This is a genomic window from Actinoallomurus purpureus (assembly GCF_024055795.1).
GTDB lineage: Bacteria > Actinomycetota > Actinomycetes > Streptosporangiales > Streptosporangiaceae > Actinoallomurus > Actinoallomurus purpureus.
Genome location: NZ_JAMXMY010000037.1, coordinates 1 through 24134 on the forward strand (window position 1 = coordinate 1; position 24134 = coordinate 24134).

At 70.2% G+C, this 24134-nt stretch carries 23 protein-coding genes; all 23 read right to left on the reverse strand.

The window, feature by feature from the left end; genetic code table 11:
- Positions 1-247 (reverse strand): hypothetical protein (locus NE236_RS41290; RefSeq protein WP_252847771.1); only part of this gene is annotated, 247 nt, incomplete at its 3' end.
- 40 nt (positions 248-287) lie between these two features.
- Positions 288-2489: a glycosyl hydrolase family 28-related protein gene (locus tag NE236_RS41295; RefSeq protein ID WP_252847772.1), complete on the reverse strand. Its 2202-nt coding sequence runs from the start codon at positions 2487-2489 to the stop codon at positions 288-290.
- 73 nt (positions 2490-2562) lie between these two features.
- Positions 2563-3501 carry a hypothetical protein gene (locus NE236_RS41300; RefSeq protein WP_252847773.1) on the reverse strand — a complete coding sequence of 313 codons (939 nt, stop codon included), beginning with the start codon at positions 3499-3501 and terminating at the stop codon, positions 2563-2565.
- Position 3502: 1 nt separating this feature from the next.
- Entirely contained in the window at positions 3503-4663 is a 1161-nt protein-coding gene (locus NE236_RS41305) for a siphovirus ReqiPepy6 Gp37-like family protein (protein WP_252847774.1), read from the reverse strand.
- A 2-nt stretch (positions 4664-4665) separates the two neighbouring features.
- Entirely contained in the window at positions 4666-5610 is a 945-nt protein-coding gene (locus NE236_RS41310) for a phage tail family protein (protein WP_252847775.1), read from the reverse strand.
- Positions 5611-11775 carry an aggregation-promoting factor C-terminal-like domain-containing protein gene (locus NE236_RS41315; protein WP_252847849.1) on the reverse strand — a complete coding sequence of 2055 codons (6165 nt, stop codon included), beginning with the start codon at positions 11773-11775 and terminating at the stop codon, positions 5611-5613.
- 28 nt (positions 11776-11803) lie between these two features.
- Positions 11804-12118 carry a hypothetical protein gene (locus tag NE236_RS41320; RefSeq protein WP_252847776.1) on the reverse strand — a complete coding sequence of 105 codons (315 nt, stop codon included), beginning with the start codon at positions 12116-12118 and terminating at the stop codon, positions 11804-11806.
- A gap of 95 nt (positions 12119-12213) precedes the next feature.
- Positions 12214-12552: a hypothetical protein gene (locus NE236_RS41325; RefSeq protein ID WP_252847777.1), complete on the reverse strand. Its 339-nt coding sequence runs from the start codon at positions 12550-12552 to the stop codon at positions 12214-12216.
- Positions 12553-12570: 18 nt separating this feature from the next.
- Positions 12571-12780: a hypothetical protein gene (locus tag NE236_RS41330; RefSeq protein ID WP_252847778.1), complete on the reverse strand. Its 210-nt coding sequence runs from the start codon at positions 12778-12780 to the stop codon at positions 12571-12573.
- 80 nt (positions 12781-12860) lie between these two features.
- Entirely contained in the window at positions 12861-13190 is a 330-nt protein-coding gene (locus tag NE236_RS41335) for a hypothetical protein (protein WP_252847779.1), read from the reverse strand.
- Between the two features lie 2 nt (positions 13191-13192).
- Positions 13193-13846, reverse strand: coding sequence for a phage tail tube protein (locus NE236_RS41340; protein WP_252847850.1), 654 nt, complete (start codon positions 13844-13846; stop codon positions 13193-13195).
- A gap of 90 nt (positions 13847-13936) precedes the next feature.
- Positions 13937-14344, reverse strand: a complete 408-nt coding sequence (locus tag NE236_RS41345) for a phage tail termination protein (RefSeq protein WP_252847780.1) — start codon at positions 14342-14344, stop codon at positions 13937-13939.
- A complete protein-coding gene (locus tag NE236_RS41350; protein WP_252847781.1) occupies positions 14337-14660 on the reverse strand; it encodes a hypothetical protein in 324 nt (107 codons plus the stop codon). The genes NE236_RS41345 and NE236_RS41350 overlap by 8 nt, the downstream gene beginning before the upstream one ends.
- 14 nt (positions 14661-14674) lie before the next feature.
- On the reverse strand, positions 14675-14995 hold the full coding sequence (locus NE236_RS41355) for a hypothetical protein (RefSeq protein ID WP_252847782.1): 321 nt from the start codon (positions 14993-14995) through the stop codon (positions 14675-14677).
- Positions 14992-15621: a head-tail connector protein gene (locus tag NE236_RS41360; protein ID WP_252847783.1), complete on the reverse strand. Its 630-nt coding sequence runs from the start codon at positions 15619-15621 to the stop codon at positions 14992-14994. The genes NE236_RS41355 and NE236_RS41360 overlap by 4 nt, the downstream gene beginning before the upstream one ends.
- Before the next feature lie 28 nt (positions 15622-15649).
- Complete coding sequence (locus NE236_RS41365; RefSeq protein WP_252847784.1) at positions 15650-16030, reverse strand: hypothetical protein; 381 nt, start codon at positions 16028-16030, stop codon at positions 15650-15652.
- A gap of 70 nt (positions 16031-16100) precedes the next feature.
- Positions 16101-17414, reverse strand: coding sequence for a major capsid protein (locus NE236_RS41370; RefSeq protein WP_252847785.1), 1314 nt, complete (start codon positions 17412-17414; stop codon positions 16101-16103).
- A 6-nt stretch (positions 17415-17420) separates the two neighbouring features.
- The gene (locus tag NE236_RS41375) at positions 17421-17609 is read right to left on the reverse strand and encodes a ribosomal-processing cysteine protease Prp (protein WP_252847786.1); all 189 of its coding nucleotides are present in this window, start codon (positions 17607-17609) and stop codon (positions 17421-17423) included.
- A complete protein-coding gene (locus tag NE236_RS41380; protein ID WP_252847787.1) occupies positions 17606-18397 on the reverse strand; it encodes a hypothetical protein in 792 nt (263 codons plus the stop codon). The genes NE236_RS41375 and NE236_RS41380 overlap by 4 nt, the downstream gene beginning before the upstream one ends.
- 61 nt (positions 18398-18458) lie before the next feature.
- Entirely contained in the window at positions 18459-19451 is a 993-nt protein-coding gene (locus NE236_RS41385) for a hypothetical protein (protein ID WP_252847788.1), read from the reverse strand.
- On the reverse strand, positions 19452-20849 hold the full coding sequence (locus tag NE236_RS41390) for a phage portal protein (protein ID WP_252847789.1): 1398 nt from the start codon (positions 20847-20849) through the stop codon (positions 19452-19454).
- Between the two features lie 16 nt (positions 20850-20865).
- Positions 20866-23484 carry an LAGLIDADG family homing endonuclease gene (locus NE236_RS41395; RefSeq protein ID WP_252847790.1) on the reverse strand — a complete coding sequence of 873 codons (2619 nt, stop codon included), beginning with the start codon at positions 23482-23484 and terminating at the stop codon, positions 20866-20868.
- Positions 23465-23926, reverse strand: a complete 462-nt coding sequence (locus NE236_RS41400) for a phage terminase small subunit (protein ID WP_252847791.1) — start codon at positions 23924-23926, stop codon at positions 23465-23467. The genes NE236_RS41395 and NE236_RS41400 overlap by 20 nt, the downstream gene beginning before the upstream one ends.
- Positions 23927-24134 lie beyond the last annotated feature (208 nt).

Here is a 24134-nt window from a genome sequence, read left to right on the forward strand (position 1 = left end):
CGACGACTGCTTGACGGCTGGCTCGCCGCGCGCTGGTGACCTCGTCGTCGAGCTTGTCGATCCGGGTGCGTAGTGCCGCGATCTCGACCGCGTAGACCGCCACCAGCACGTACTTGTCGAATGTCGCGGTGAACATGGTCGCGTTCGTGGTGAGCTGGCTTTTGAGGTCGAGGATGTCGGCGCTGGTTTCGCGGTGGTTCCGCTCGATGAGCCGCTCGAGCTCGGCAGGCCCGGGTCCATCAGTCATCGAACCCCTTTCCCTTGTCGCCGGACTGAGTGCCGAGGGCTCAGGAGTAGGTGACCGGGGTGACGGTGAGGTAGGAGTTCTCCTTGACCCTCACTCCGGTGCCGCCTGCCGTGGTGTCGGCGGCGACCTGGAGGGTGACCGACCCGTTGACCACGGAGGTGCCGACGTACAGGTGCCCGACGATGTACAGCGATCGCTGGTTGGTGTAGCCGGAGGCGCTGACGTTGCCGTCGCCGTCGACGACGACGTAGCGGGTGGTGCCGACCTGGGAGAGGACGTAGGGGTTCTGGGCGGTGGCGTCGGCCTTGGTGTAGTGCGGCTGCCAGTGGAAATCGACGGTGCCGGAGCCGGAGACGATCGCGGTGGCGAATCCCATCCGGGCGTTGTCGGTGGCGTCGGCGCGGTAGATGATCAGCGCTTCGACGCGGTAGTAGCGGGCGCCGCCTGGGACGGTGGCGGTGAGCTGGCCGTCGGAGGTGAGGGTGGTGCCGGTGACGGTGACCTCGTCGGCGCTGCCCTTGCGTTTGGCGACGACTCCGGATGCGCCGGCCGTGCCGCCGTTGGTGATGGTCAGCAGCGTCGAGCCGAAGGAGGACTGGACGCGGACCTCGTGCGTGGAGTGGGCGGCGCCGTTGACCCAGCCGACGCCGTCTGCGGGGTCGGCGGCGCTGCTGCCGGACTTGTTGTCCCAGGCGGTGCCCTGCAGGAAGATGTTGCGGGCGGCGGCGTCGATCGTGACGCCGCGTTTTTGCAGCTGGGAGGTGCTCGACCGGTTGTAGGCCTGGATCCCGGTCATGGTCAGGGATGAGGCGGAGGCGCCGATGTAGAACCCGGAGCACTCGTAGGAGCCCGCAGACCCGGAGATGTTGTCGATGTAGTTCGAGCTGTCGGCGGTCGCTCCGACGAACGTGTTTTTCCCGAACTTGACGACGAAACCGTGGCCGCCGTTGTCCTGGGCTTCAACGCCGAAGAAGCGGTTCCGGGTGCCGCCGATGTACCAGCCAGCGCCGTCTTTGTAGGTCTGGCCTTCGACGAACGCCGTGGAGCGCTTGTTGAACCAGCTGCCGGTGGCGAGGAAGGCGTTGTTGGTGCCGTAGACCTCGATGCCGCTGTAGGTTCCGCCGCCGCGGTTGGCGGAGGAGAAGTCGCACATCGCGTAGTGGTCGTCGGCGCCGCCGCCGGAGCCGTCTTCGCGGCCGACGACGAGGCCTTGCCGGAGGAAGTGCCGTCCCCGGATTGCCACGAAATTGATCGCCTGGTCGTCGACGCCGTATACGACGAGGCCGCGGTCGCAGTCCCAGATCAGCAGGTCATGGAAGCGGTGCACGGCGTCGGAGTCCCAGGTGACGCCGCCGGAGTTGAGCAGGATCCCGTCGATGAGGCTCGGCGGGGTCGTCGCGAATGCCGTGCCGGGCGTGCCTTTGATCCACAGGTTGGAGACGTGGACGTTGTGGACGTTCGCTGCGGTGCTCAGCGTGCCGATGTTGATGATGCCGGACTCAGACGCCCAGGTGCCGACCGCGACGAGCATCGTGTTCTCTTGGCCGGCGCCGCGCAGCCACACCCCGCTCTTCATTTGCAGGCCGGGCGCGCCGATGCCGTACGTGCCGGGTGGCAGCAGGACGATCCCGCCGCCGGCTGCGGACACGTCGTCGATGGCGGCCTGGATCACGGCGCGGACGTCGGTGGCGCCGGTCTTGTCGGCGGAGTAGGGGCCCTGGGTGACGTCGACGCCGATGTATCCGGCCGGGCTGGATCCGCTGCTGCCGCCGGTCGGTGGGGCACCCCACCGGACTCCGAATTCGCTGGTCGGGTCGGCGTCGGGGGTGAGCATCTGCCCGACCGCGCCGCCCCGAAGGAGGGTCAGCAGGTCGTTGAACGCCGTGTGGTCGACGTTGAACGCGCCGATCGCGTCGGCCAGGTCGGTGGCCAGGATCTTGATGCGCGGGCCCGCGCCGCCGTTGCCGTCCGCCCAGGCATACCAGGTGTCCGGGGTGGTGTCGGGGCCCTGGATCTGCGGGAGCTGGCCGTTGCTGTCCGCGGTCACCGAGGTGATGGGGTTGCCGAGCGCATCGAGCAGGTCGGTGATCTGGACGCCGCCGCTCGCGGCGGTCCACAGCGTGACGGTCCCGCCCGGGATGACCAAGGCGTGCTTGCCGGCCTGACCGGACACTGCCGTCTCGTCGGCGCCCAGGCCGAGCGCCCAACTCGCGACGTCGCCGAAGAACAGGTGCCGCGCCATCAGCGTTCCGCCTCCTCGTCGTCGCCGGTCGGGGGGTTCGGAGGCGGCACCGGGCCGCAGAGAATCGGCATGCTCATCCCAGGAGGTAGCTGGTGTCGAGGTAGACGCCCTGGCCCTCGGACAAGGAGCCCACGGGCATGGCGGTGATGGTGATCAGGCCGGAGGGGTACAGGCGCATCCGTCCGGCCGCGGACTGGCCGATCGGTGCGAGCCAGACGTGGTCCTCGACGGGCGCGAAACCGCTCGGCAGCTGTGCGACCTTGGGTTCGGACGTGCCGGCCTGGATGCTGATGGTGCCCTCGACCAGGGCGTTGCCCTTGACGTAGCACCAGCCGTTCTTGGCGCGGACCTTCATCGGGAGCCCGCCGGCGGAGAACTTCGAGCTCGCCACGCTGTAGCTCTGCCAGCCGGTGTCCTGGTAGAGGATCTGGCCGGCGGTGCCGTTCCAGCCGATCCACCTGCCGGTGGAGGTCTCATAGACGATGTCGCCGGGGACCAGCACCGTCTGGATGTCGGTGATGACCGTGCACGCGCGGGACGCGGCGGCCTGGAGCAGGGGCCGGGACTTCACGTTCCCGCCAGCGATGGATGCAGCGCCGTTGAGGACCGTGACGTCCGCGGCCGGGATCTCCCACAGGCCGGTGTCTCCGGCGTCGCGCTGCAGCGTTGGGGCTCCGGCGCCGGGGGTGCCCTGCCGCACCACGCAGTTCGCGTTCCAGGTGGACTTGTCCAGCCGGATCACGACGGTGTCGATCCGGGTCTTGCCGGAGGTGTTCGCGGCGATCGTCAGGTTGAACTCGCTGGTGCCGGAGGCCCAGGCGTGCCCGCGCACGATGGCGTAGCGGTTCGCGCGGACGTGCACCTCACGGGCGGAGGAGTTGGCGTAGACCAGGTCAGAGACGTCGGGGAAGATCCCGTCGGCCGACCAGGGGATGAGGCGGGGGTATTCGGTGTCGGTGACGGCTCGCGCCGGGGTGCCGTGGCTCGGCGACGGCCAGGAGACTTCGGCCACGTCATGTCCTTTCGAGGCGGGCGAGTCGTTTGCTCAGGTCACGGACGGCGGTGACCCAGCGCGGGTCGGTGGTGGCGTCCGGGGAGCCGACCACGCTCGTGACGTATTCGCCGTCCTTCGGACTGGCCTGAAGTTGGGTGGAGCGGACCAGGTCAGAGACGGTGGTGCCGGTTGCCAGCTCGACGGAGACCTTGTCGCCGAGGTCGAAGTCCCGGCCGGCCTTCAGGTCAGGGGTGTCGACCGTGACGGTGGCCAACTCGACGGGCGCGGCGCCCTGGGCGAGGGCGACCTGCCCGGACTGGGTGAGTTGGCTGGCGTCGCCGGTGTCGGACTGGTTGACCACGTCCTCGATCCGCCACCAGGTGCTGGTGGCGGTGGCGTCGCTGACCTCGGCGATGATGCGGGACTCGGCATCGCCGGATCCAGCGACCAGCGCGGTGGTGAGGGTCGGCGCGGACTGCTTGTAGGAGACCGCGCGCAGGTTCCCCAGGCCCCGGGAGAACCGGGCGGTGGCGGTCAGGTCCCGCGGGCCGTACACCTGGTACTCGATGCTGGTGCCGACCTGGGCGGTGCGGAATCCGAGGCCGCCGGCGGCGATCGCGACCGTGCGGCAGGCGTCCAGCAGCGGTTCGAAGCGCGTGGTGACATTGCAGGTCGTGCCGACGCTCGCGACCGCGCCGAGCACCAGGTGCGCGATCTTCCGGGCGGTCAGCGCACCGGGCCCACAGTTCAGGTTGACCAGGTCACGCAGGATCGTCTCGCCGTTGACGGCCGTACGGACGTAGGAGGCGACGGTCTGGGCCGTCGCAGCGGCGGCCGGGTTCGGGTAGGTCTTGTATCCGGCGAGGTAGGCCAGGTCGTCGGCGAAGGAGACCTTGACGATCCCAGGGTCGGGTTCGGAGGAGGCCGAGGCCCCGCCGACGCCCCAGGTGTATTCCTGGGGGACCTCCATCGGCCCGGCGCACCAGATCTGCCCGTCGCGGATGACGATGATCCGGTTCCCGGGCTGCAGCTGGGCGAGGATGTCGGGGTAGGCGACCAGCTCGAGCGTTCCGGCGGCGGGTGCGTTGAAGCTCCGGGTGACGTCCAGGGACCGCCAGTCGACGATCGGGTCGCCGACGACGTTCAGGTTCCGGTCGGTGACCAGCAGCTGGATCGCCACGGTCAGGCCGTCTCGTACAGCGGGTAGAAGACCAGGTCGATTGCTGATCCGGCGCCGGAGCCGTCGAGCTGGAACGTCACGTCGACCGTGCCGGGCGGGATGCCCCACAGCACGGCCCCGGGCCAGTTCAACGCCCCGATCCAGTTCGTCGAGCCGAACCGCACCTGCGGCGGGTCGGTGCTGATCGTGACCTGCTCGCCGGCCAGGAGGTTGCCGTGACCGATCGCGGTGGCGTTCGGGTTGAGCTGGAAGCTTTCCCCGGTGGTGGTCAAGGTGGCGGTCAGTAGGCTCGCCGGGCCGGTGACGACCCAGTTCGGCCAGGCGATGGCGTCCCCGGGATTTTCGATCGTCGTCGCGCCGAGCACCTGGGCGGAGCTCACCGACGGGTACGGGGACTGGAAGTCCACGCCGGTCGCGGTCTCCCGGTGGATGACCTGCGGGGTAACGTCCCGCCAGTACGGATCCTCACACAGCAGCGTCAGGACGAAGAAGTCGGCGATGGTGCCGTAGCCCTGCTTGCCCTGCCCCTCGAACCCTTCCTGGTAGTACGCCGTGACGCGGCGGGCGGTGCCGTCCGGGCGGGCGATCTCCAACTCGCCCGGCCCCAGCCGGCTGGTCTGGGTGAAGGCCGTGCCGACCGCGCGCCAGAGGTTGATGAACGCCTGGTGGTCCTCGCCTTCCACGCGGATCGGCCAGGTGATGATGCGCTGGCCCGGCTGGATGTGCCGGACCCGGACGCCGCCGCGCGGCCGGTCATCGGTCGTGATGCTGATCGAGGCGGCGTCCAGGCCCGACACGCCGTCGGCGAGGGTGAACCAGCCGGAGTCGGGGTCGGTGAGCGGCCACACGGTGCCGTCGGGGGCGTACCAGGTCGCGACCGAGAAGCCCACGCCGGGCAGATCGGTGCCCCCACCGGCCTGTATCTGGGATCCGACGAGAACCGGCATTTACCGCGGCCTCCCCACGCGCGCCTGCGCTTCCTGGCGCCGCTGCAGCGCCTGCAGGTCCTGGACGCTGAAGTTGGCGCGCTGCGGGTAGATCTCGTAGTGGACGTGGCTCGCGCCGTCGCCGCCGCGGGTGAGGCTGGAGATGTCGGCCCACTGCGTGGGCGAGAACACCGGCTCCGGCTTCCGCGTCGCGTTGTAGGCCAGGTTGAGGCCCGGCTGGAGCCAGCCGCCATCGTCGTACCAGCCCGAGGACACCTCGTGGGACCAGGCCGCGGCTGGGGAGCCGTAGCGGCCCCGGATGTAGTTCAGGCCCCAGCGCATCTGCGTCGCGGCGTTGTCCCGCCAGTCCGACCCGGCGGAGGCCATCTTCGAGGCGGGCAGGGACTGCGGGATGCCGTACGCCCCCGAGGAGGGGTTCGTGGCGTTCCACCGCCACCCGGACTCCCTGTTCCACAGCCGGATCAGCGCGGAGTACTGGCCGGCGGTGCCCCACCCGTAGCCCATGAGGGCCTGCTGCGCCCACGCCTGCGCAGCGGACGACGAGGCATGAATCAAGCTGCCGCCCGGGCCGGCGCCGACCGGGTAGGCCGGATGGGCGTGCCCCTGCGCGCTGCTGCGCGTCACCAGGGCGACACGGTCACCGTAGTTACCCTCGACGGACTGCCAGGGGTTCCCGCCGCTGACCGCGATACCGACGTGGCCGATGCCGCCCCAGCCGTTGCTCTGGCCGCTGTAGAAGACGATGTCACCGGGCATGACCCCGGAGCTGCCAGCCTCGAACCGGCTCCCGAAACCCTGCGCCATCCCTGGCGCGCTCGGAGTCTTCGGGATGATCTTCGAGTTGCCGGTCTGCTGGGCGAGCCAGTCAATGAAGTCGGCGCAGTTGTGGACGGCAGCACCATCCGCGACGAACGCATGTTCGCCGGGGACGGTCAGGTCGTACACCGTCTCTAGGCGACCGGTACGGCTCACACTCCGGACCGGCACCCACAGGTAGCCGTCCTGCTCGAAGTGCTGACGACGTCGGATCGGCCCCGGCTTCCACTTGACCAGGTACGCCTTCCGAACTGAAACCTGGCGACCCTCGATGGTCATCTCACCCGCGTCATGCGCCACATGGATGTTCGGCACATGCCCGAGCGACCGGACGAGCTTGCCAAGGCCGATCGCCAGGGCGCGGGACACGGTGGTGGCGCGAAACCCGTTCGCTTCATCGAACGATCCGTCGCCGGCCAAGTACCCGTCGAGGAGCGCCTCGCGCGCTGCCCGATCCCAGGTGAACACCTCACCTGGGATCTGCTTGCCGTGCGCGAGGTCCCCGAACTGGCCGCATAGGTCGTACAGGTCGTCGTCGTAGACGGTGAAGTGCAGACAGGTCCGATTCTCAGTCACACGAACATCGCCGTTGCCCGCGGCCTTCAAAGCCGCCAGGATCCGCTCCCGCTCGCACGCCTCGTCGCTGAACTGCACGCCGTGCGCCGTGTCCCGATGCAGCCGATGTCCGTCGGCGAGGTACATGCCGAAGACATAGGCCAGCGCGGGGTCGAAGGGATCCCGCCCCTCGGCCGGGATCGGCAGGGCAATCATGTCGCCGCGCTTCAGCTCACCCGCCGGGGTCCACGTAGGCCCGTCCAGGCGCCGCTTGTGCTTCGCGGGGGTGGTGCGCCGCATCGCCCAATACGGATGGTCCTCGGTCACCAGCGTGTCCGGGACACCGAGCGCTGTGAGTTGCAGCAGTTCCTTCCGGCGTGTGAGCAGCGCAGAGGTCCGCGCCGCCCGCCCGGATGGCGTCAGGACGGTCGAACCAGGCTGGATCTCCTCAATAGGCCGCAGGCCGTTCGGAGTGTCCACGAGAGTCCCCGCAGCGAAGCACCACTGTTCTGCGGGCTGCCCGATCCCGGCGCTGTACTTGTTGGAGTTGTTCGCGCCTTCCCGGTAGCCGACCTGGCCCCGGGCCAGAGCGACCATCGCCTGCGCGCCAGCGCCGCCTCCGAAGGAGGATTTGAACGTCTCGATGATCTGCTTGGCGGCGGTCCAGACCTCGCCGATCAGCTTCGGCGGGATCGCGGCTGCGGCCTTCCCCCAGTCACTCGTCCCCAGGCCCTTCGCCTGGCCGAGGATCGGCGCGGCGAGCTTGTCGAACACGCCCTTGGGGTTCGCCAGCAGGCCGAGGGCGTCCTTGCCCAGGTTGAAGATCGAGCTCGCGGCCTTCTTGACGCCGTTGAGGATCCCGCCGATGATGCCGCCCTGGGCGAGCATCTGCAGGTCGCCGCCGGCCGCCGCCCACAGTCCCTGCGCGCGGGCCCGGTAGCGCGGATCGGTAGGAATGACGTACTCGGGGAACTGCGGCCGTCCCTCGCCGACGATCGCCATCGGGCCGTTGGTGACCATGGGGCGGATCGGCTGCGCGGCGGACAGCTCGCCACCGGACGCGAGGCCGGGTACGTGGTAGGGGGTGAGCGTCCCGACCGTCTTCTCAAGGTGGAGCCAGCCCATCACCTTGTTCCACATGCCGACGATGCCCTGGTTGTAGACCGTCTCGACGACGAAGTGGATCGGGGCGGAGGCGTAGCCCTTGACCTTGTTCCAGGCGATGCGGATGGCGCTCGCTGCGACCTCGAATGCGTGCCCGACCTGCCCGAGCGCGGTCTTGACCGCGTTGAACACGGGTCGGATGCCGGTCTCCCAGACCGTGGAGATGGCGCTCTTGATGCCGTTCCACACGGGGGAGACAACGTTGTGCCACAGCCAGCGGAAGATGGGCCCAAGGGTGTCCCGCAGGAAGCCGACGATGGCGGCGAAGACCGTCTTGATGGCGCGCCACTGCGTGAGGATGATCGCCTGGATCCCGCGCCAGGCCGGGACCGCGACGTTGTGCCACAGCCAGGTGAAGGCCGAGCCGATGGCGCGGACGGCGGCCCGGATCGCGTTGAAGATCGGCCGGATGAACACGACCCACCAGGCGGCGATCAGCAGCCGCATCCCGTTGAAGGCAGGGACGATCGCGTTGTGCCACAGCCACAGGGCCGCCGCCGACAGCACCTTGAAGGCGACGACGATCGGCGCGATGACTGCGAACAGCACGATCGCGGCGAGCAGCCGCGCGGCGATCGAGATGAACGTGAACGCGGGCTTGATCGCGTTGTTCCACAGCCACAGCGCGGCCGTCCCGACGGCGCGGATCGCGATGCCGATGGCGGCCAGGATCGGGCGCAGCACGCCGATCACGAAGGTCAGCACGCCCACGACCAGCCGCAGCGCGGCGACCAGCACGACGCCGGCGACGCGCGCGACTGCGGCGATGATCCCGATGGCCAGCTTCAGGACGGGCAGCAGGGCGGTGACCAGCGTTGCCGCGAGCTGGGCGACCGGGGGGATCAGCGGGATGAAGGCGGTGTAGACCTGCAGCAGGATCGGCACCAGCGTGAACAGCGGCGGCAGGAGCTGGGCGATGGCGAGGACGATCTGCTGGATCGAGGGCATTGCGGTGATCAGCGCCTGGACCAGGGACCCGTCGATCTGGGCTGCGAGTCCGGCGAACATGCTGATCAGCGGGGTCAAGATCGGTAGCAGTCCGGACACCAGGTGGGCGATCAGCTGGCCGAGGGGCGGCAGGATCGGGGTGATGGCGGGTAGGACCCGGGCGATCGCGCCGACCAGCAGGGCGACGACGGGCACCAGGGACGCGACGGCCGGCTGCAGCCCGGACAGCAGCGCGGCGATCACCGGCTGCAGGGCGCGGATGACGACGCTGAGGATCGGGCCCAGGCCGAGCAGGATCGGCTGCAGCCCGTTGATCAGCTGGACCAGCAGCGGCGCGAGGGCGGCGACCAGCTGGGTCACGAGCGGGGCCAGGGCGCGGAAGATGGGGGCCAGGGCGGCGCCGAGCGCCCCGGCGACCTGCGCCAAGGCGTTGATCACGGGGGCGGCGACCTGCCCGACCGCGCCCAGCAGGGCGCGCAGGGCGGGCTCCAGGCCGGTCACGATCCGGCCGAGCCCGCCGATCAGCTGACCGATGATCGGCTGGAAGGCGGACAGGTTCTGGCCGAAGGCGGAGAACGCGGCGCTGGCGTGGACGATGCCGCCGAGCACGATCGGCGCGAACGGGGCCGCGGCCTGGATGATCCCGGCGAGCCCGGTCGCGATGTTGCCGAGCGTGCTCCCGAGCGCGGCGACGGAGCCGTGCGCCAGCCCGCCGATGGTGGTCGCGAAGCTCTGCCAGAACGGGGAGCCCAGCGCCCTCTGCGCCGAGGACAGCAGTTCGTTCAGCGCGGAGGCGGTGCCGCGCACTGCGGGGGTCAGCAGCGGGAACACCCCGCGCAGCAGGGTCAGGCCCCGGGTGAGGACCGGCAGGACGGCCGGCTCGAGGCTGGCCTGCCACGCCTGGTAGACGCGGGAGAAGCCCTGCCATGCGGTCATGAGGTCCCGGGCGGCGGGGGACAGCTTCCCCATCGCCGTGGCGAGCGTGTTGTTCGCGGCGGCGCCCTGCAGGCTCGCGGCGATCATGGCGCGGCGGGCGGCGGCGACCTGGTCGGCGGCCTGCTGGTCCGCGCGCGCGACGTTCGCGCGGGCCTGGGCCAGCGCCCGCTCGGAGTTCTGGACCTGCAGGTTGGCCTGGGCGAGGCGCTGACGCGCCGCCACGACCTGGGAGGAGCCGTCGACGCCGGCCTTTGCGGCCGCGCGCTCGTCCTGCTGCAAACGGCGCAGCTGAAGCTGCTGCTCGCGTAGCTGCTGGACGGCCTGCCGGTAGTTCAGCTCGGCCTTCTTGGCGGCCAGGTCCGCGGCCCGCTGCTGGTTCTGGGCGGCCTTCAGCGCGGCCTGCGCTGCGGTCACACGTACCTGGGCAGCGGCCTTGTCCGCGTCGGAGGCACCCGGGGTGCCGGCGAGCTGCTGCTGCGCGGCCAGGGCGGCGTTCAGCTGCGTCTGGGCGGCCGAGACCTGGTTGGCCGCTACCGCCGCGGCGGTGGCCAGCTGCTGCATGGACAGCCGGGCGGCATCGACCTGCAGCGTGTCCTGCTCGACCGCCAGGCCCGCGTCGATGACCTGGTTGCGCAGGTCCTCCATCGTCCGGCGGGCCTCCAGCCGCGCCTGGGTCAGCTCCCGCTGGGCGTTCACGGCGGACTGCTGGGCCGCCGTCAGCTGCTGCTCGGCGTTGCGGACCTGGTCCAGTGCCTGCTGGTGTGCGTACGCCTCGTTGCGGATCGCTGCGGCGAGCTGCTGCCGTGCGCCGGCCTCGGTGAGGGCACGCTGCTGCGCCTGCACGCCTGCGGCGGCGGACTGTTGGGCAGCTTGGGTCTGGGCCTGCAGGGCGTCCTTGATCCGGACGATGGCCGGCATCGCGACCGCACCGAACCCCGCGAGCCCGACACCGGCGCCGGCCGCGCCGGCGGCGACCGCCGCCAGGCTCGCTCCGGCCGCGACACCCAGCGACGACAGCGCGGGGAATAGGACCGCGTACTTGGCCGCCAGCAGACCCAGGCTGGACAGCGCACCGGTGACGTCGATGTTGATATGCGCGGTCCGGCCGTCGAGCTTCTTGACCTCCTCGTCGGTCGCGGCCAGCTCCGCGTCGGCGCCGGCCGTGTCCGCATCGACCTGGACGTTGGCGTGCGCGGCGGTGACCTTGTCGACCTCGGCCTGCACGGCGTCCAGCTGCGCGATGGCCGCCGCGGTGTCGGCCTGCACGTGGATGGAGGCGTTGTGACTGACGGCCTCGAGCTCGCGTTTGATCGCGGCGAGCTCAGCGATCGCCTCCCCGGCATCGACGTCGACGCCGATGGTCTTCTTGGAGAGCTCCTCCATGCGGGCGCGCAGCTCGGCGACCGTACGGTCGGCCTCGGAGGAGTCGGCGGTGATCTCGGCCTTGGGCAGGGATTTGAACGCCGCCGTCAGGCGCCGCTTGAACCCGGCGGCGAACGCGCCCCCGATCTCCTCCCCGTCACGGGGCGCCTTGGGCTGCTGCTTCCGCTTCGACTCCTCCAGCGGGTCCTTGAGCGGGTCGCCCAGGCCCTGCCCGATGCTGTCGCGCAGCTGCCGGCCGATGTCCTCGCCGATCTTCGCGACGATCGGGCCCAGAGCCTTGTTCAGCTCCGTCTGGATCGTCTTGTGGAAGCCGGTGAGGTCGGGCCGGATGGGGATGTAGGCGGTGCCTGCTTGGGCGGGCATACTCACCCCCGCCCCGTGGCGTCGCGCGTCAGTTGTGTGGCAGGACCCGGGCGACGAGCGCCTGGTGACGTTCCAGCCGCCGGCGTTGCTTGAGCCGGTCGGCGGCGGTTACAGGCCGGGGATAGGCCGGGATCTGTGGTGGGGTGCCGCCATTCGCGGCGATGAGCACGCGGATCAGCTCACCGAGCCGGTCGACGCCGGCGATGATGGCCTGCACCTCGGGAGACCATTCGGTGAGGCGGGGCGGCCTCGGCTGGGGGTCCTCGGTGGACTGGGCGGCGAGTTCCTCATCGTCGGCCATCGCCGCGATGTAGTGGGAGTTGCTGGGCAGCCCGTCGATCACGTTCAGCAGCAGCCGCCAGCGTTTCGCCGCCCACAGTTCGGCCAGGTCCCAGCCGCGGTCGAACAGGTCCCGCTCGATTGCCTCGCCGTACCTGCTCAGGAGGTAGGCGAGGCGTCGTCTTCCCCCTCCTGGGGCAGCCCGTAGTACTCCTGGAGGACCTCGACCAGCTTGGCGACCTTCCAGACCGGCATCCCGACGGCCACGAACGCCTCGTAGTCCTCGCCCAGGAGCGCGCGGATCAGCCGGTCGACGTCACGCGGGTCGAAGCTGATCGCCTGCTGGTAGTCCATCTCCATGGGGTCGGGGAAGGTGAACTCGCGGCCGCCGGCTCGGACGACGAACGGGTCCTTGGTGCCCTCCCGCTCCAGGGCGTCCAGGTCGAACGCCTTCTTCTTGGGGGCGGGGCGGGGCCGGGTGGTGCGGGTGTTGCTCATCAGGGCGGGCTCCGTCTTCTATTCGGTGTCGGACTTCGGCGGGCGCTTGGTCTGCTTGGCGGCCGGGTCGCTGTCGGCCCCGCTGCCTGCGGCGGCGGGCGGGGTGGGGGGTTCCTGCTTGCGCCAGCCGGCGAACTTCAGCCGGACCTCATCGCCGACGGTCGCGGCGATCTGGGTCCGGCCGTCCTTCTCATAGACCGGGTAGGCGGGCTGGGTTGGTTCGGTCACGTCTCCTCCAGACGCGGGCGGGAAGGTGTGGTCGCGCCGGCCGGGCCGCCCGCCCTACGAGAGCCCGGCCGACGCGACGATCAGGGCTCGCGGGCGACGAGCTTGAGCTGGCTCGAGTCGACGTCGATCGCGAGGGAGTTGCCGTACACGCTGGCCGGGAAGTCCCCGAAGTCCATGGAGGAGTTCGCGGGGACCGACACCTGCCGGTCGGAGACCGCCAGGCCGTCCACCGTGCCGGGCGTCTCGAAGGTCACCTGGTGCGGGTTGGTGCCATCGGCGTTGCGGACGGTGATGACCGTGCGGCCGGAGTTCGTGACGACGTGCCCGTTGGTGTTGTCGCCGGCCTGCTCGGTCGGCGAGGTGACGCCGCCACGGGCGGCCTTGACGACGGGAAGGACCGTGCGCGCCATGATCAGAAGCCCATCTGGGTCTTGAGCGCGGCCCAGCCCTGCCCGCCGTACAGGTCGCGGGAGCTGTAGCCGAGCGTGCTGTCGATGTAGGCGGTGAGGGTCACGCCGAAGGTGAGCGGGTCGTCGGCCTTGCTCTGGAACTTCTGGTCGTCGTAGTCGGTGACCCGCACCCTGGGAAGGAACCGGGCGATGTACAGCTCGCCGGCGTCGGTCAGGTCCACGCCGAGGATCAGGCACCGGTAGTGCTGGAACGCCGGCCGCGCGGGCTTGGCGATGTCCACCTCGCTGGTGGTGGCGTCCGCGGTGATGCCGGTCATGTCGGCGCCGGAGTACAGGCCGATCGTGGCCCGCTTGGTCTCCTGGCAGATGATTTTGACGGTGGTGGTGTCCTTGGTGATGTCCGAGCGGGTGGGCTCGACGGCACCGAAGGAGGTGGCGTTGGCGGTGTCGACCGACCGGGCGAACACCGCGCCGGAGTCGTCGATCCAGCCGACGTCCTCATAACCGACCGGCAGCGCCCTGAGGAGCTTGTCGGTGTCGGTGAGCGTGGTAATCGCGGACGCGGTGATCGGCGCGAGGAACACGCTGCCGTCGATCGTCCGGCGGATCAGCTCGTTCTGCTTGTTCTGGAGCGTGTCAAAGGCCACTCCGGCCATGACGGTGCCCCCCTTCCGGGTACGGGACTCAGGAAATGGCGGAGCCCCGCGTACGGGGCGAAGGGCGGGCGGGCTCTGGCGGCGGCCGGGTCAGGGGACGCGGCGCCGCAGCGACATCCGGTAGGTCGCGGTGACCATCCGGACGTCGGGGTCGTCGTAGGAGATCTCCTGGGGCCGGACCTCGGTGGTGGCCCGGTCGATCACCCCGAAAGCGGTCTGGCGTGGCCGGGAGATGAGGCGCTGCCGGATGGTCTCGGCCAGCGGCATCGCCACGGCGCGGGTCGAGGCGTAGACCTCGACGTCGACGCGCGGGTAGTCGGTGAAGCGGTCGTCGTCGCCACCGATGCAGCGGACCCGGATGACCTTGCGGCCGGCCCCCAGACGCGTCTGCAGATCGGCGGGGATGCGGGTGCCGACGTCGGCGGGGTCGGTGACCAGGTCGGCGAGCAGGTCCATCACCGCGCGTTCGACGTCGGGGAACGGGCCGAGCTCAGGCACCGCCGTGCTCTTCGATGTAGTCGACGGTGCGGCCGAGCACGCGCTCGCCGCCGCGGTTCTTGAACTCCACGTCCGCTGCGTGGCCGGAGTCGTTGACCAACCGCGCCTCCGCGCGGTCGTGCCGGGGGCCGCCCTTGACGTTCGCCTCCACCCGGAAGGAACCGGCGTAGGTGCCGGTCCGGCGGGGGCTGATGGAGATGGCGTGCTCCTTGCCCTTCTCGGCCGCGGCCGTGACGAGCGCGAGCATCTCGGGGCTGTTCATCAGCTCGTTCGTGCCGCGGATGTCGGGCTGGTAGTCGATCGTGAACTTCGGCATGTCGACCCCTTTCCTCAGCCCTCGACGCGCCGCAGCGCGACCTCAACGTGGTGCGCTCTGCCGCTGAGTACGTCCCAGGCGTCCGGGTCGCCGTCGACGGCATACAGCACGCCGTTGAAGCGGATCTTGTCGGTGGCCCGTACGTCGGTGCCGGGCGGCAGGAACGCGATCAGGCCGGTGATGACGGTGTCGCGCAGGTCGGTGGCCTCGGTGCTGGTGCGCGGCTGGACGAAGCAGCCGCCCACCGTCGTCTCAGCTGAGCCGGGGAGGGGGTCGCCGAGCGGGTCCTGCCCGGCCGGGCGTACGACGGTGACGGTGTGGCTGCCGAGCTTCACATCTGCCTCACCGAGAAGACGCCGCGGCGGCGGCCGGTCACGCTGAGCCGGGTGCGGATGCGTTCGACCAGGTCCCGGCCGAGGGTCTCGGTCGCGTAGGTCTCGGAGTAGCCGCCGACGGTCTTGGACCGCAGCCCGTCGGGGTTGGACCACAGGACCTGCGCGACGTCCAGGACGATCGCGATGACGTCGTCGGGGATGGTCTGGTAGCCGTGGCTGTAGGTGACCTGGACGCGGGGGCCCCACACACCGAGGGGCCGGTTGTAGGGCCAGCCCATCAGGCGGGTGTTGTTCGTCCAGTACCAGGGGTAGCCGCGGGTCAGGACGTTGCCGACGCGTTCGAAGTCGCGGTGCTCGACCATCGGGATGTCCTCGCCGCCGAACACCCCGCGTTCGACGACGGTGAGCGGGTGCGCGTCGTCGACCACGGCCGGGCGCTGCGGCAGCGTCAGCGTCCGGTCCCCGCCGACCAGGATGACGGTGTCGCCTGCGACGAAACTGATCGTCTGCCGGGCGATCGCCCGTACGAGGCCGGAGGCGTCGGTGAGCGCCTGGGTGGCCTCGGTGGTGTCGAGGGGCTGGCGGAGGCGGGCGGTGAGCTGTTCGACGGTGGCGAGAGGTTCCATGGCCGCCTCCTGGTCGAGGGTGGGCTGGTCAGGAACCGGCGATCTCGGCGAGCTTCTTCAGCAGCGTCGAGCGGGGTTTGTCCTTGGCGGACTCGGCGGCGTGCGCCTCGGCGGCCCGTTCGGGGTCGTCGGCGACCCAGTCCAGGACGGCGGCCGCAGTGCCGGTGATGTCGAGCTCACCGTCCGACGCCGGATCCTCAGGGCCCGAATCGCCCGCCGGATCGGGATCAGCCGGCGGCGCAGGGTCGGGGGCCGGCGTGGGGGCGGTGTCTGCGCCGACGACCTCGACGGGCGCGCCGCTGCTGGCCAGGAACTCGGCGAATTCCCCGTCGTGGGCTTCGCCCGCGGCCACGTCGATGCAGACCATGCGGTAGTAGACCTTGAAGGTTTCAGTGGCGACGACACGCATCGGTTCTCTCCTCGGGGGCGTGCGGCGCGGCCCGGGGATCGCCTCGGGCCGCGCCAGCGGTCGTCGTGGGTCAGGAACCGTGCTCGACGATGACGCCGCGCTTGTACAGCGCCGCGTCGCCGGTCTGCAGGTCCGACGGGACGCCGTAGTCGCCCACCCACGCCCACGTGGTGGACAGGACCTGCTGGAGGCGGTCCTGCGGCGGACGGACGATCCGGGCGACCTCCACGCCGGGCGCGGCGGTGACCATCGAGATGTCCGGGACGGACTCCACACCGGTGCCGGCCAGGAGCGTGCCCATGTTCTCGAACGGCGCGGCGACCAGGACCCCGCCGCCGACCACGATGGGCCGGTGCACGGTGACGTTGCCACCGGAGCCGCCGAGCAGCGTCGGCACCTCGTTGTTGCGGACCCAGTCGATCCCGCCGAACCGGCCGATGGACAGGTCGGTGTAGACGGGGGAGTCGACGCGGCCCTGCAGCGCCTGCTTGAAGTCGCTGTCGTCGAACAGCATCGCCTCGGTGTCGGGGTCGATGTGCGCGACGTAGTAGCCGCCAATCGTCGGCACGTTCATCTTCCGCAGCCGCGCGACCGCCGCCCGGAAGAGCTTGAACGTGGCGACGTCGGAGGATGCGAGGTCGTACGCGGAGTTCTTGCTCGTGCCCGGGCGCACGGAGAACGGCGCGTTCGCCGACAGCACGTAGTCACCGGCGACGTCGACGCGGGCGGTGCCGAGGGTGAGCGTCTTCGTGCTGGTGTTGACGCCGGTGACGGTGTTCGCGACGCCGGCGATGGTGACGTTGAGCGGGTTCGCGCCGGACACCGGCGTGGGGACGCCGTTGACCATGACGGTCTCGAAGCCGTCGGTGGACTGCACGACGATGCTCGTGTCGGAGCTGCCCGCGGTGGTGCACCAGGTCCTCCCGCCCGCGTAGGCCTTGTACAGCTTGGTCCGGGCGATCTGGTTCAGGGACTGGCCGGCGTTGATGCCCAGCGTGCCGACGTCGGCGAGGTATTTGCTGGCCAGCGCCATCGAGGACTGCAGCATGTTGGTGTCGACGGCCTGGCCGTACTGGTCCATCGTGACGGACCACTGCTCGAGGCCGTACGAGGCGGCGGAGGCGTCCGAGCCGGTGATCGGGGTGGTGGCCGGGGCGAGCAGGCCCTTGCGGGTGAAGGTCTTGGTGTCGCCCATGTTCGCCTGCCACGGCTCGCTGTCGGCGACGGCCGGGAAGATGAACTCGGGGATCAGGGCGTCCTGGAAAACCCGGTCGAGGATGCCGCTCTGCATCATGTTCCGGATCTGCGGCGGCACGGTGGACCGCACGTCGTGGCGGTCGAGCCGGAACCACGGCCTGCGCGTCCCGACGGTGAGCGTCGTCATGACTGGTTACTCCTCAGTGATGGTGATGGACACGAGGTCCGGGTTCTGACGGGCGATCTGTTCGAGCCCGAGCAGTGCGGTCTGGACGATCGCGGAGACGCCGGCGCAGACGACGCCGCCGCGGGCGTGGCCCTCGTGCCCGTCCACCTCGATGGAGGTGTGTCCGTCGCCCAGGCGGGCACGGATTTCGATCACGAGCGGCGGCGGTAGCCGAACTTGGCCAGCTCGGCGTCGACGGTCGCCTGGTCGGCGGTGCGGAAGTCGACGGTCTTGTCGCCGCGCGCGCCCTGCCCGGCGTCGGGCTTCGGACGCGGCCTGGCCGGCTTCCGGGTGGTCTTGTCCTCGGCGTCCGCATCGGCTGCGGGCTCGCTCTTGCGCCAGTGCGGCTTGCGCTCGAGCAGATCGGCGAGGTCAGCGATGATCGCGTCCTCGTCGATCTCGCCGTCGTCGGTGACGTACTTGGCCGGGTCGCGGGTCAGGACGTCGATCGCGTCTGACGGGTCCGCGAACGTCTCGGCGGCCTGCGCCTTGACCTCCGCCCGGATCGCCCGCGCGGTCGCCTCGACGGCGCGCTGTTCGGCCCGCTCGGCGCGGCCGGTGAGTTTCTCCGTCTCGGTCTTGTCGCGGTCCTCGTACTCGGCGAGCCGCTTCCGGGCCGCGGCGAGTTCCTTCGCGGCTGCCTGCCGTTCGGCCTCGGCCTTGCGCCGGCGGGCCGCCTCGATGCGCCGCTTCTCCTTCTCGGCCTTCAGGGCCTTCTCGCCCTTGGGGCCGAGCTCACGGTCCTCCTCATCGTCGTCACCGTCATCGCCGGTGTCGCCGTCGTCCTCGAGGCCCGTGTCGTCGGCGTCGTCCTGGACGCCGGTGTCGGTGGTCTCGTCGGTGTCGTCGCCGCTGGCACCGTCATCGGTGCCGCCGGTGTCTTCGCCCTCGTCGTCGAAACGAGCGAGGTCGAACAGCCAGGGGCGAGGGTCGGTAGTGATCAATGCAATCTCCCGTTGCGGGACTTCATCCCAGGCCCTTGCGGCCCGGGAAGCCTTTGATCGGCTACGTGATGTAGCCGAAGCGCTGAAGCTGGCGGACGATCTCGGCGCGGTCCCAGCCGAGACGGTCCGCTTCGGCGTAGATCTGCTCGGGCATCAGCCGCGGAGCTCGCGCACGCCGGTACCGGGACCCGGGCTGCTTCTCCAGGTCACCCAGGCGGCGTCCGGCAATGCCGCGGGCGGTGGTGCCCTCGGTCGTGTAGACGATCCGGCGGCCGCCCGGCCCGGCCGCCGTGGCGACCCCGCGGCGGGCGTTGACGACCTGGCCGATGTCGGCGCCGTCCCGGATCGCCCGCGCGCCGGCCTTCCCGAACGCCTTGCGCTGCTCGGCCTCGCTCATCGACGCGAACAGGTCCTCGGGGGTGTTGTCGACGTTGGCGTTCCGCCACTCCTCATGGGTGACGGGCAACATCAGGCAATCGCACCGCGGATGCCGAAGGAACCCGGTTGAGTGGGAGTACAGCCGCCCGGCGAGGATGACGCACCGGCCGCACGCGGGCAGGTTCACGAACCTCTCGTAGCCCGCGATCGCGCCGTCGTTGACCATCCCGATTCCGGTGGCGACCCGGCCGGCGTCCGCGACCTGGGTCGCGACGATCGTGATCAGGTTGTCCATGCCGCTGTGCAGGGCCCGGTCGACGTCGACGCCGCCCTGCAGGTCCTCGAACACCCCGATGAGCGGGGTCTCCAGCAGCGATTCCAGATCCCGGCCGTCGGAGGCGATACCGGCGAGGGCCTGCGGGACGACGCGCCCGGTCGTCTGCGGCACCGTGCCGGACACGCGGACGATCCGCTCGACGTAGCCCGCTCCGTGCTGGGCGGCGGTGTACTGGGTGCCGGTGAGCGCCCGCAGCAGGCCCTGCAGCAGGTCTCGCCAGGAGTCGGAGATGGAGTGGCGGTCGATGCGCCGCCACTGGGACTGGGCGATGACCGCGGTCTGACGGACGAGGGCCTGCTGCTCGGTGTACTGCTGGCGGGCGAGCTGGTCGGTGGGCACCTACGCCGCCGGCGGGGGTCCGGCCGCCGCATCCTCGGGCGGGACCGGGCCGGGGACAGGTGGTGGCTTGGGCGGCAGGAGGCGGTTCATCGGGTCCGCTGCCTGGTCGGCTTCTTCCATCAGCGCGATCTGCGTCTCCGAATAGCCGAGGTCCTCGCGGGTCTGCCGGAGCGGCACGATCCCGGCCTGGAACCGCTTCACGGCCGCGTCAGCGGACTGGGCTTCGGTCGGGGTCGCCGCGGACCGCCAAACGGTCTCCAGCCGCCGGGCGTCCGGGTTCCATTCACCGTCGCGGATCCGCAGTGCGAGGCGCTGGACCTGCTCCCAGCTGCCACCGAAGGTGCGCTGGCGGCGCTCGGCGCGTTTGATCAGGCGGATCTCTGAGGAGCGGATCGCATCGGCGCTCGCGGGGTTGTCGGTGGTCATGCCGAGGAAGTGCGGCGGCAGGCCCGACAGCGAGGCGACCAGCTTGGCGAGGGCGTTGATCGTCTCGTGGAAGTTGTTCAGCGACGCTTCGGGGAACTGAACGACGTCCGCGCCGTCCGGGCCGCCCCGGGACTTCATGGTCGCCCAGACCCGGCCGACCACCCGGGAGAACGCCGAGACGGGGTTGCCGTCGATGTCGGTGAAGTCCTCCTCGGAGAACCCGAACGCGACCCTCCTGGGGACGGCGTGGTACTCGGCGGACACCATCATGTCGGTGGCGATCTTGCAGGCGGCGTCCGACAGCGGGATCACGTCGGCGAGCTCGGAGACACCGCCGCGGTTACGGGTGCGGGGCCGGTTCACCAGCGGGACGACCGGCACGACACCGAGGTTGTGGTCGTCCCGGTCGACCTCGACCCACTGGCCCTTCTCCTTCTGGAAGGTGACCCGGGTATCGGGCAGGTAGAGGTTCGCGAACTCGGTCTTAGTGGTGCCTTCCTCCACGCACCACCGTTTGATCGCGGCCGCGACCTTGCGGGTACGCGGGTCGTATTCGACGTGCACCTCGAGCGGGGACTCAACGGTGATGAGGGGGATTTCCTCGTCGTCTTCGTTCGAGCCGGCGATAGCGAACGAGCGCTTCATGACCAGCGCGTCGAGGTGTCCGAGCTGGGATTCCTCGTCCAGGTCGTTGGCCTGCCAGATCTCCCACAGCCCTGGGTCGGCCTTGGCCTTGCCCGGGAAGCGAAAGCCCTCGACGTCGAGGCGCTCCTCGACGGAGTCGACGATCAACCGGGGCCAGTTGATGACGACCTGCCGGATCCGGTTGTCCATCTCCGCGAGCAGTTCCGGCGCCATGTACGAGAGCAGCTGCGTGCCCTCGTAGTAGGCGTCCAGGTTGAGCAGGGGCTGTTTCTGCTGGTCGTGCTGGGAGATGAGGTAGGTCAGCCACTCCTGTTCCGAGCGATCCACCACACCCCACCCCCGCTCACCTGAGGATCAGCATCCGGCTGGACTTCTTCGGGCGGGCCAGGCCAGCCGCGATGACGTCGCCGGCGGCCTGGTGGGCGAGGATCGAGCACACCGTGAGGTCGATCTTCTGGGACTGGCTGGCCTTGGCCAGCACGTACTTGTTGCCGGGGCGGCGGGCCTTGCGGGTGTTCCCGACGTGGGTGGCGGTCGTTTCGCACCCGTCGTGGGTGAAGGCGGAGTCGGCCTTGGTGACGTCGGTCAGCAGCCGCTCGGCCGCGTCGTACATCTGCGCGGCCCGGCGGGTGTACCAGCGGATGACGACCTTCTCGCCGTACTGCTCCGCCCAGCCGTCGACCTCGGTCTCCCACTCCGGCGGGTCCGCGTACAGCCGGACCACGTCGTAGCGGGCCATCAGGTCATCGACCGCGGCCGCGACCTCCAGGCGCGGGACCTGGCCGCCGTAGTCCGCCGGGTTCCAGATCGTCGGCAGCCGGTCGGGGCCGAACGTGGGCGTGAACTGGAAGCCGTCGAGGGTCTCGGCGCGGATCCCGGTCCAGTCGTCGGAATCGGAACCGTCGAAGCCGAGCACGATGCGCGTGCCGTCCGCGACTTTGCGGGCGGTCTTGGCGGCCCGGCCGTTCCACGTCGCCGCATCAAGCCAGGTGCCGATGCCCGAGACCATCCGGTTGCCGAAGAACCGTTCGGCCTGCCCCGGGTCCTTCTCCAGCAGCTCGGCGGCCTCGGCCTCGATGGCGTCCAGGTCGACGTGCGCCGAGCCGCGATACACGTACTTGTGGATCTTCCGGCGCTCGGACTTGATGTGGTACCGCAGTGAAGCCGGGGCCTGCTGCCAGAACCGGAAAATGTCCGGGCGCTTGGACTCCAGCGTCCGCTGGGCGACCGACCCTTCCGAGGGGTCCGGGGCGTTGGTGGTCTCCATGCTCCGGCCGCCCATGCCGGCCGCGCCACGCCGCTGCGTCTCAGCGACCCGGATCATCTTGTTCGTGGCGGTGTACAGGCCGGTCTCGTCCTGCAGCGCGAAGATGATCGGGTTGCCCAGCCGGGACTGCGCCGAGGAGGTGACGACGTCGACCTTGCCGTCGCTCGGCAGCCGGATGAACCCCTCACCGACCCGCATCATCGAGGCGAGCGGCCCGTGCTTGGCCATCGCCTGCAGCGGCCGGTACACGTTCCCGACCTGGTCCTCCGACGTCGCCAGCAGCTGGATCAGCGGCGTCGGCCAGTGCGTGGCCATCGGATCGCCGGGCTCGTACTCCCAGACCCAGCCGCAATCACAACCGTGGTCGCGGCAATCCCAGACCTCGCCGCCCTTGGCCCAGCCGGCGAACACCGCCGGGCCAACCGCCTCGTTGCAGATGATCGTCGCCGACCACGGGCCCTTGCCGGTGTTGCAGGTCGGGATCATCTCCCGGCCAGCGAGGAACACGTGCGAAGGCGCCTCGACGGTGAGGCACTGGGTCGGCACGGTGGCGATCTGCTCGACTGCGATGACGCGGCGGTGCCGGTACTGCGCGTGCCCGCGGCCAGGCGGCTTGAGCCGCTGCTGCTTGCGGGGCAGGTGGAACACCGGCATGTCCGAGCGTGCCGCGAAGTCGATCCGCCACTTCGGGCCGGTCGCCCGCCCGTTGAGCCGGGCGATGCCTTCGTGGACCAGGTGGCGGATGCCCAGGGAGTACAGCAGTTCCCGTACGCCGTCCCGGAGCGCTGGCAGCGTCGTGGTGAACTCGCATTTGCCCTGGCGGACGTCCGCGTACCCGTCGGTGTCCATCAGGCCCTGCAGGAGCGCCCACCGCTGCTTCTCCGATGCGCGCAGGTACGCCACGGGGATGTGCTTGTTCCGCAGCAGCCCGGCCTTACGCAGCAGCGGCTTCAGATCCATGATCTGACGGCGCTTCGGAACCGACGTGCGCCGTACCTCATGGCCGGCCGCCTCGATCCGCGCGAAGATCTCCTCGTCCAGGCCGGTGATCCGGGCGTCGTCGGAGTGCCCGTCGCCCAGCCACGCGCCCAGTACGTACGGATCGATCGGCAGGTCGACGTCGGGCAGCCGCAGCGGCTCGGCGTTCGGCACCCGGTACCGGCGCGCGCCGTGTCCGTCGACGAGGTTCGCGGCCATCTCCGTGGTCGTCACCCGATCCGGGACGTACGTGCCGCTCGGGGTCCGCCGCTCTACCCACCACTGGTGGTCCCCGCACGCGACCAGAGACGCGCCGTCGGAGAACGTCACCCGGTAGGTGTCCGACAGCCACACCGGTGACTTCGAGATGGCCCGGGTCGGTTCGCCCCGCTCGTCAAAGACGTCGTCGCCCGGCCGGACCTCGCCCATCGTCGTCCACCCGGTCGGCGTCGCGATCGGGGTGTCCAACGCGAGCGCCTTCTGCGGAGCGATGATCTGGCTGCGGCGGTAGTGGAACGCCGTCGCGAGCTGCCCGACGGTCGCGGTGGGCTTGACCCGGTAGTGGTTGACGGTGCACCACAGCTGCCAGTCGTACATCTCGAACGGCCTGCCCTTGTCCCAGCCGTCCGGGACGATGCAGTGCTGCTCAACCCAGTCGGCGACGAGGAAGCCGAGCGTCGGCCACGAGACGACCCACTCAGGTCCCGGTGTCGCCATCGCTCGGGACGACCTTCAGGCGCGACCGCGAGGACTTCCGCGCCGGGGCGCGCCGGGTGGTAGCCGGCTTCGGGTCCGCCGTGCCGCCGTCGGACAGGCGCCAGCGATTCCGCAGCATCCCCACCGTCGACAGGCCGAGAGAGTCGAAGAACTGCTTGACGCCCTTCAGCAGCTCGGTGCTCGACTTCGGAGCCTCCGCGCGCGCGAGCATCCGCACGCACATCGCGACCTCATACTCCTGGCCGAGCTTCTCCCACATCACCGCCTGCGGCCGGGCCCACAGGTCATCCCACAGATCTTCCTCGCGGCGAGTCGGCTCCGTCAGCGGCCACACCGGCGGTTCACCCGTACGGCCTTCCGCTGGAAGCGTGATCCAGCCCGCCTTATCGCTCGCACGGTCCCGGCGCAGAGCGTTCGGGTCCGGCGGAGGACCCGACGTCACACGCGCGCCACCTCGTGGCATGGTCATCAACTCCTCCGCCGCATTGCGCGGCCACACTCGCCACGTTGCGTGACGAAGCAGAGGTCAGGCCGGAATCCGGCCCCGAAAACGTCGAGCGGCTGACCTGCGAAAACGACCCTTTGAACCTGGCAGACCTCTCAGCGCCCTCAGCTGCGGGCTTCCGGTAGGTGATCTTGGGGGTATCCCC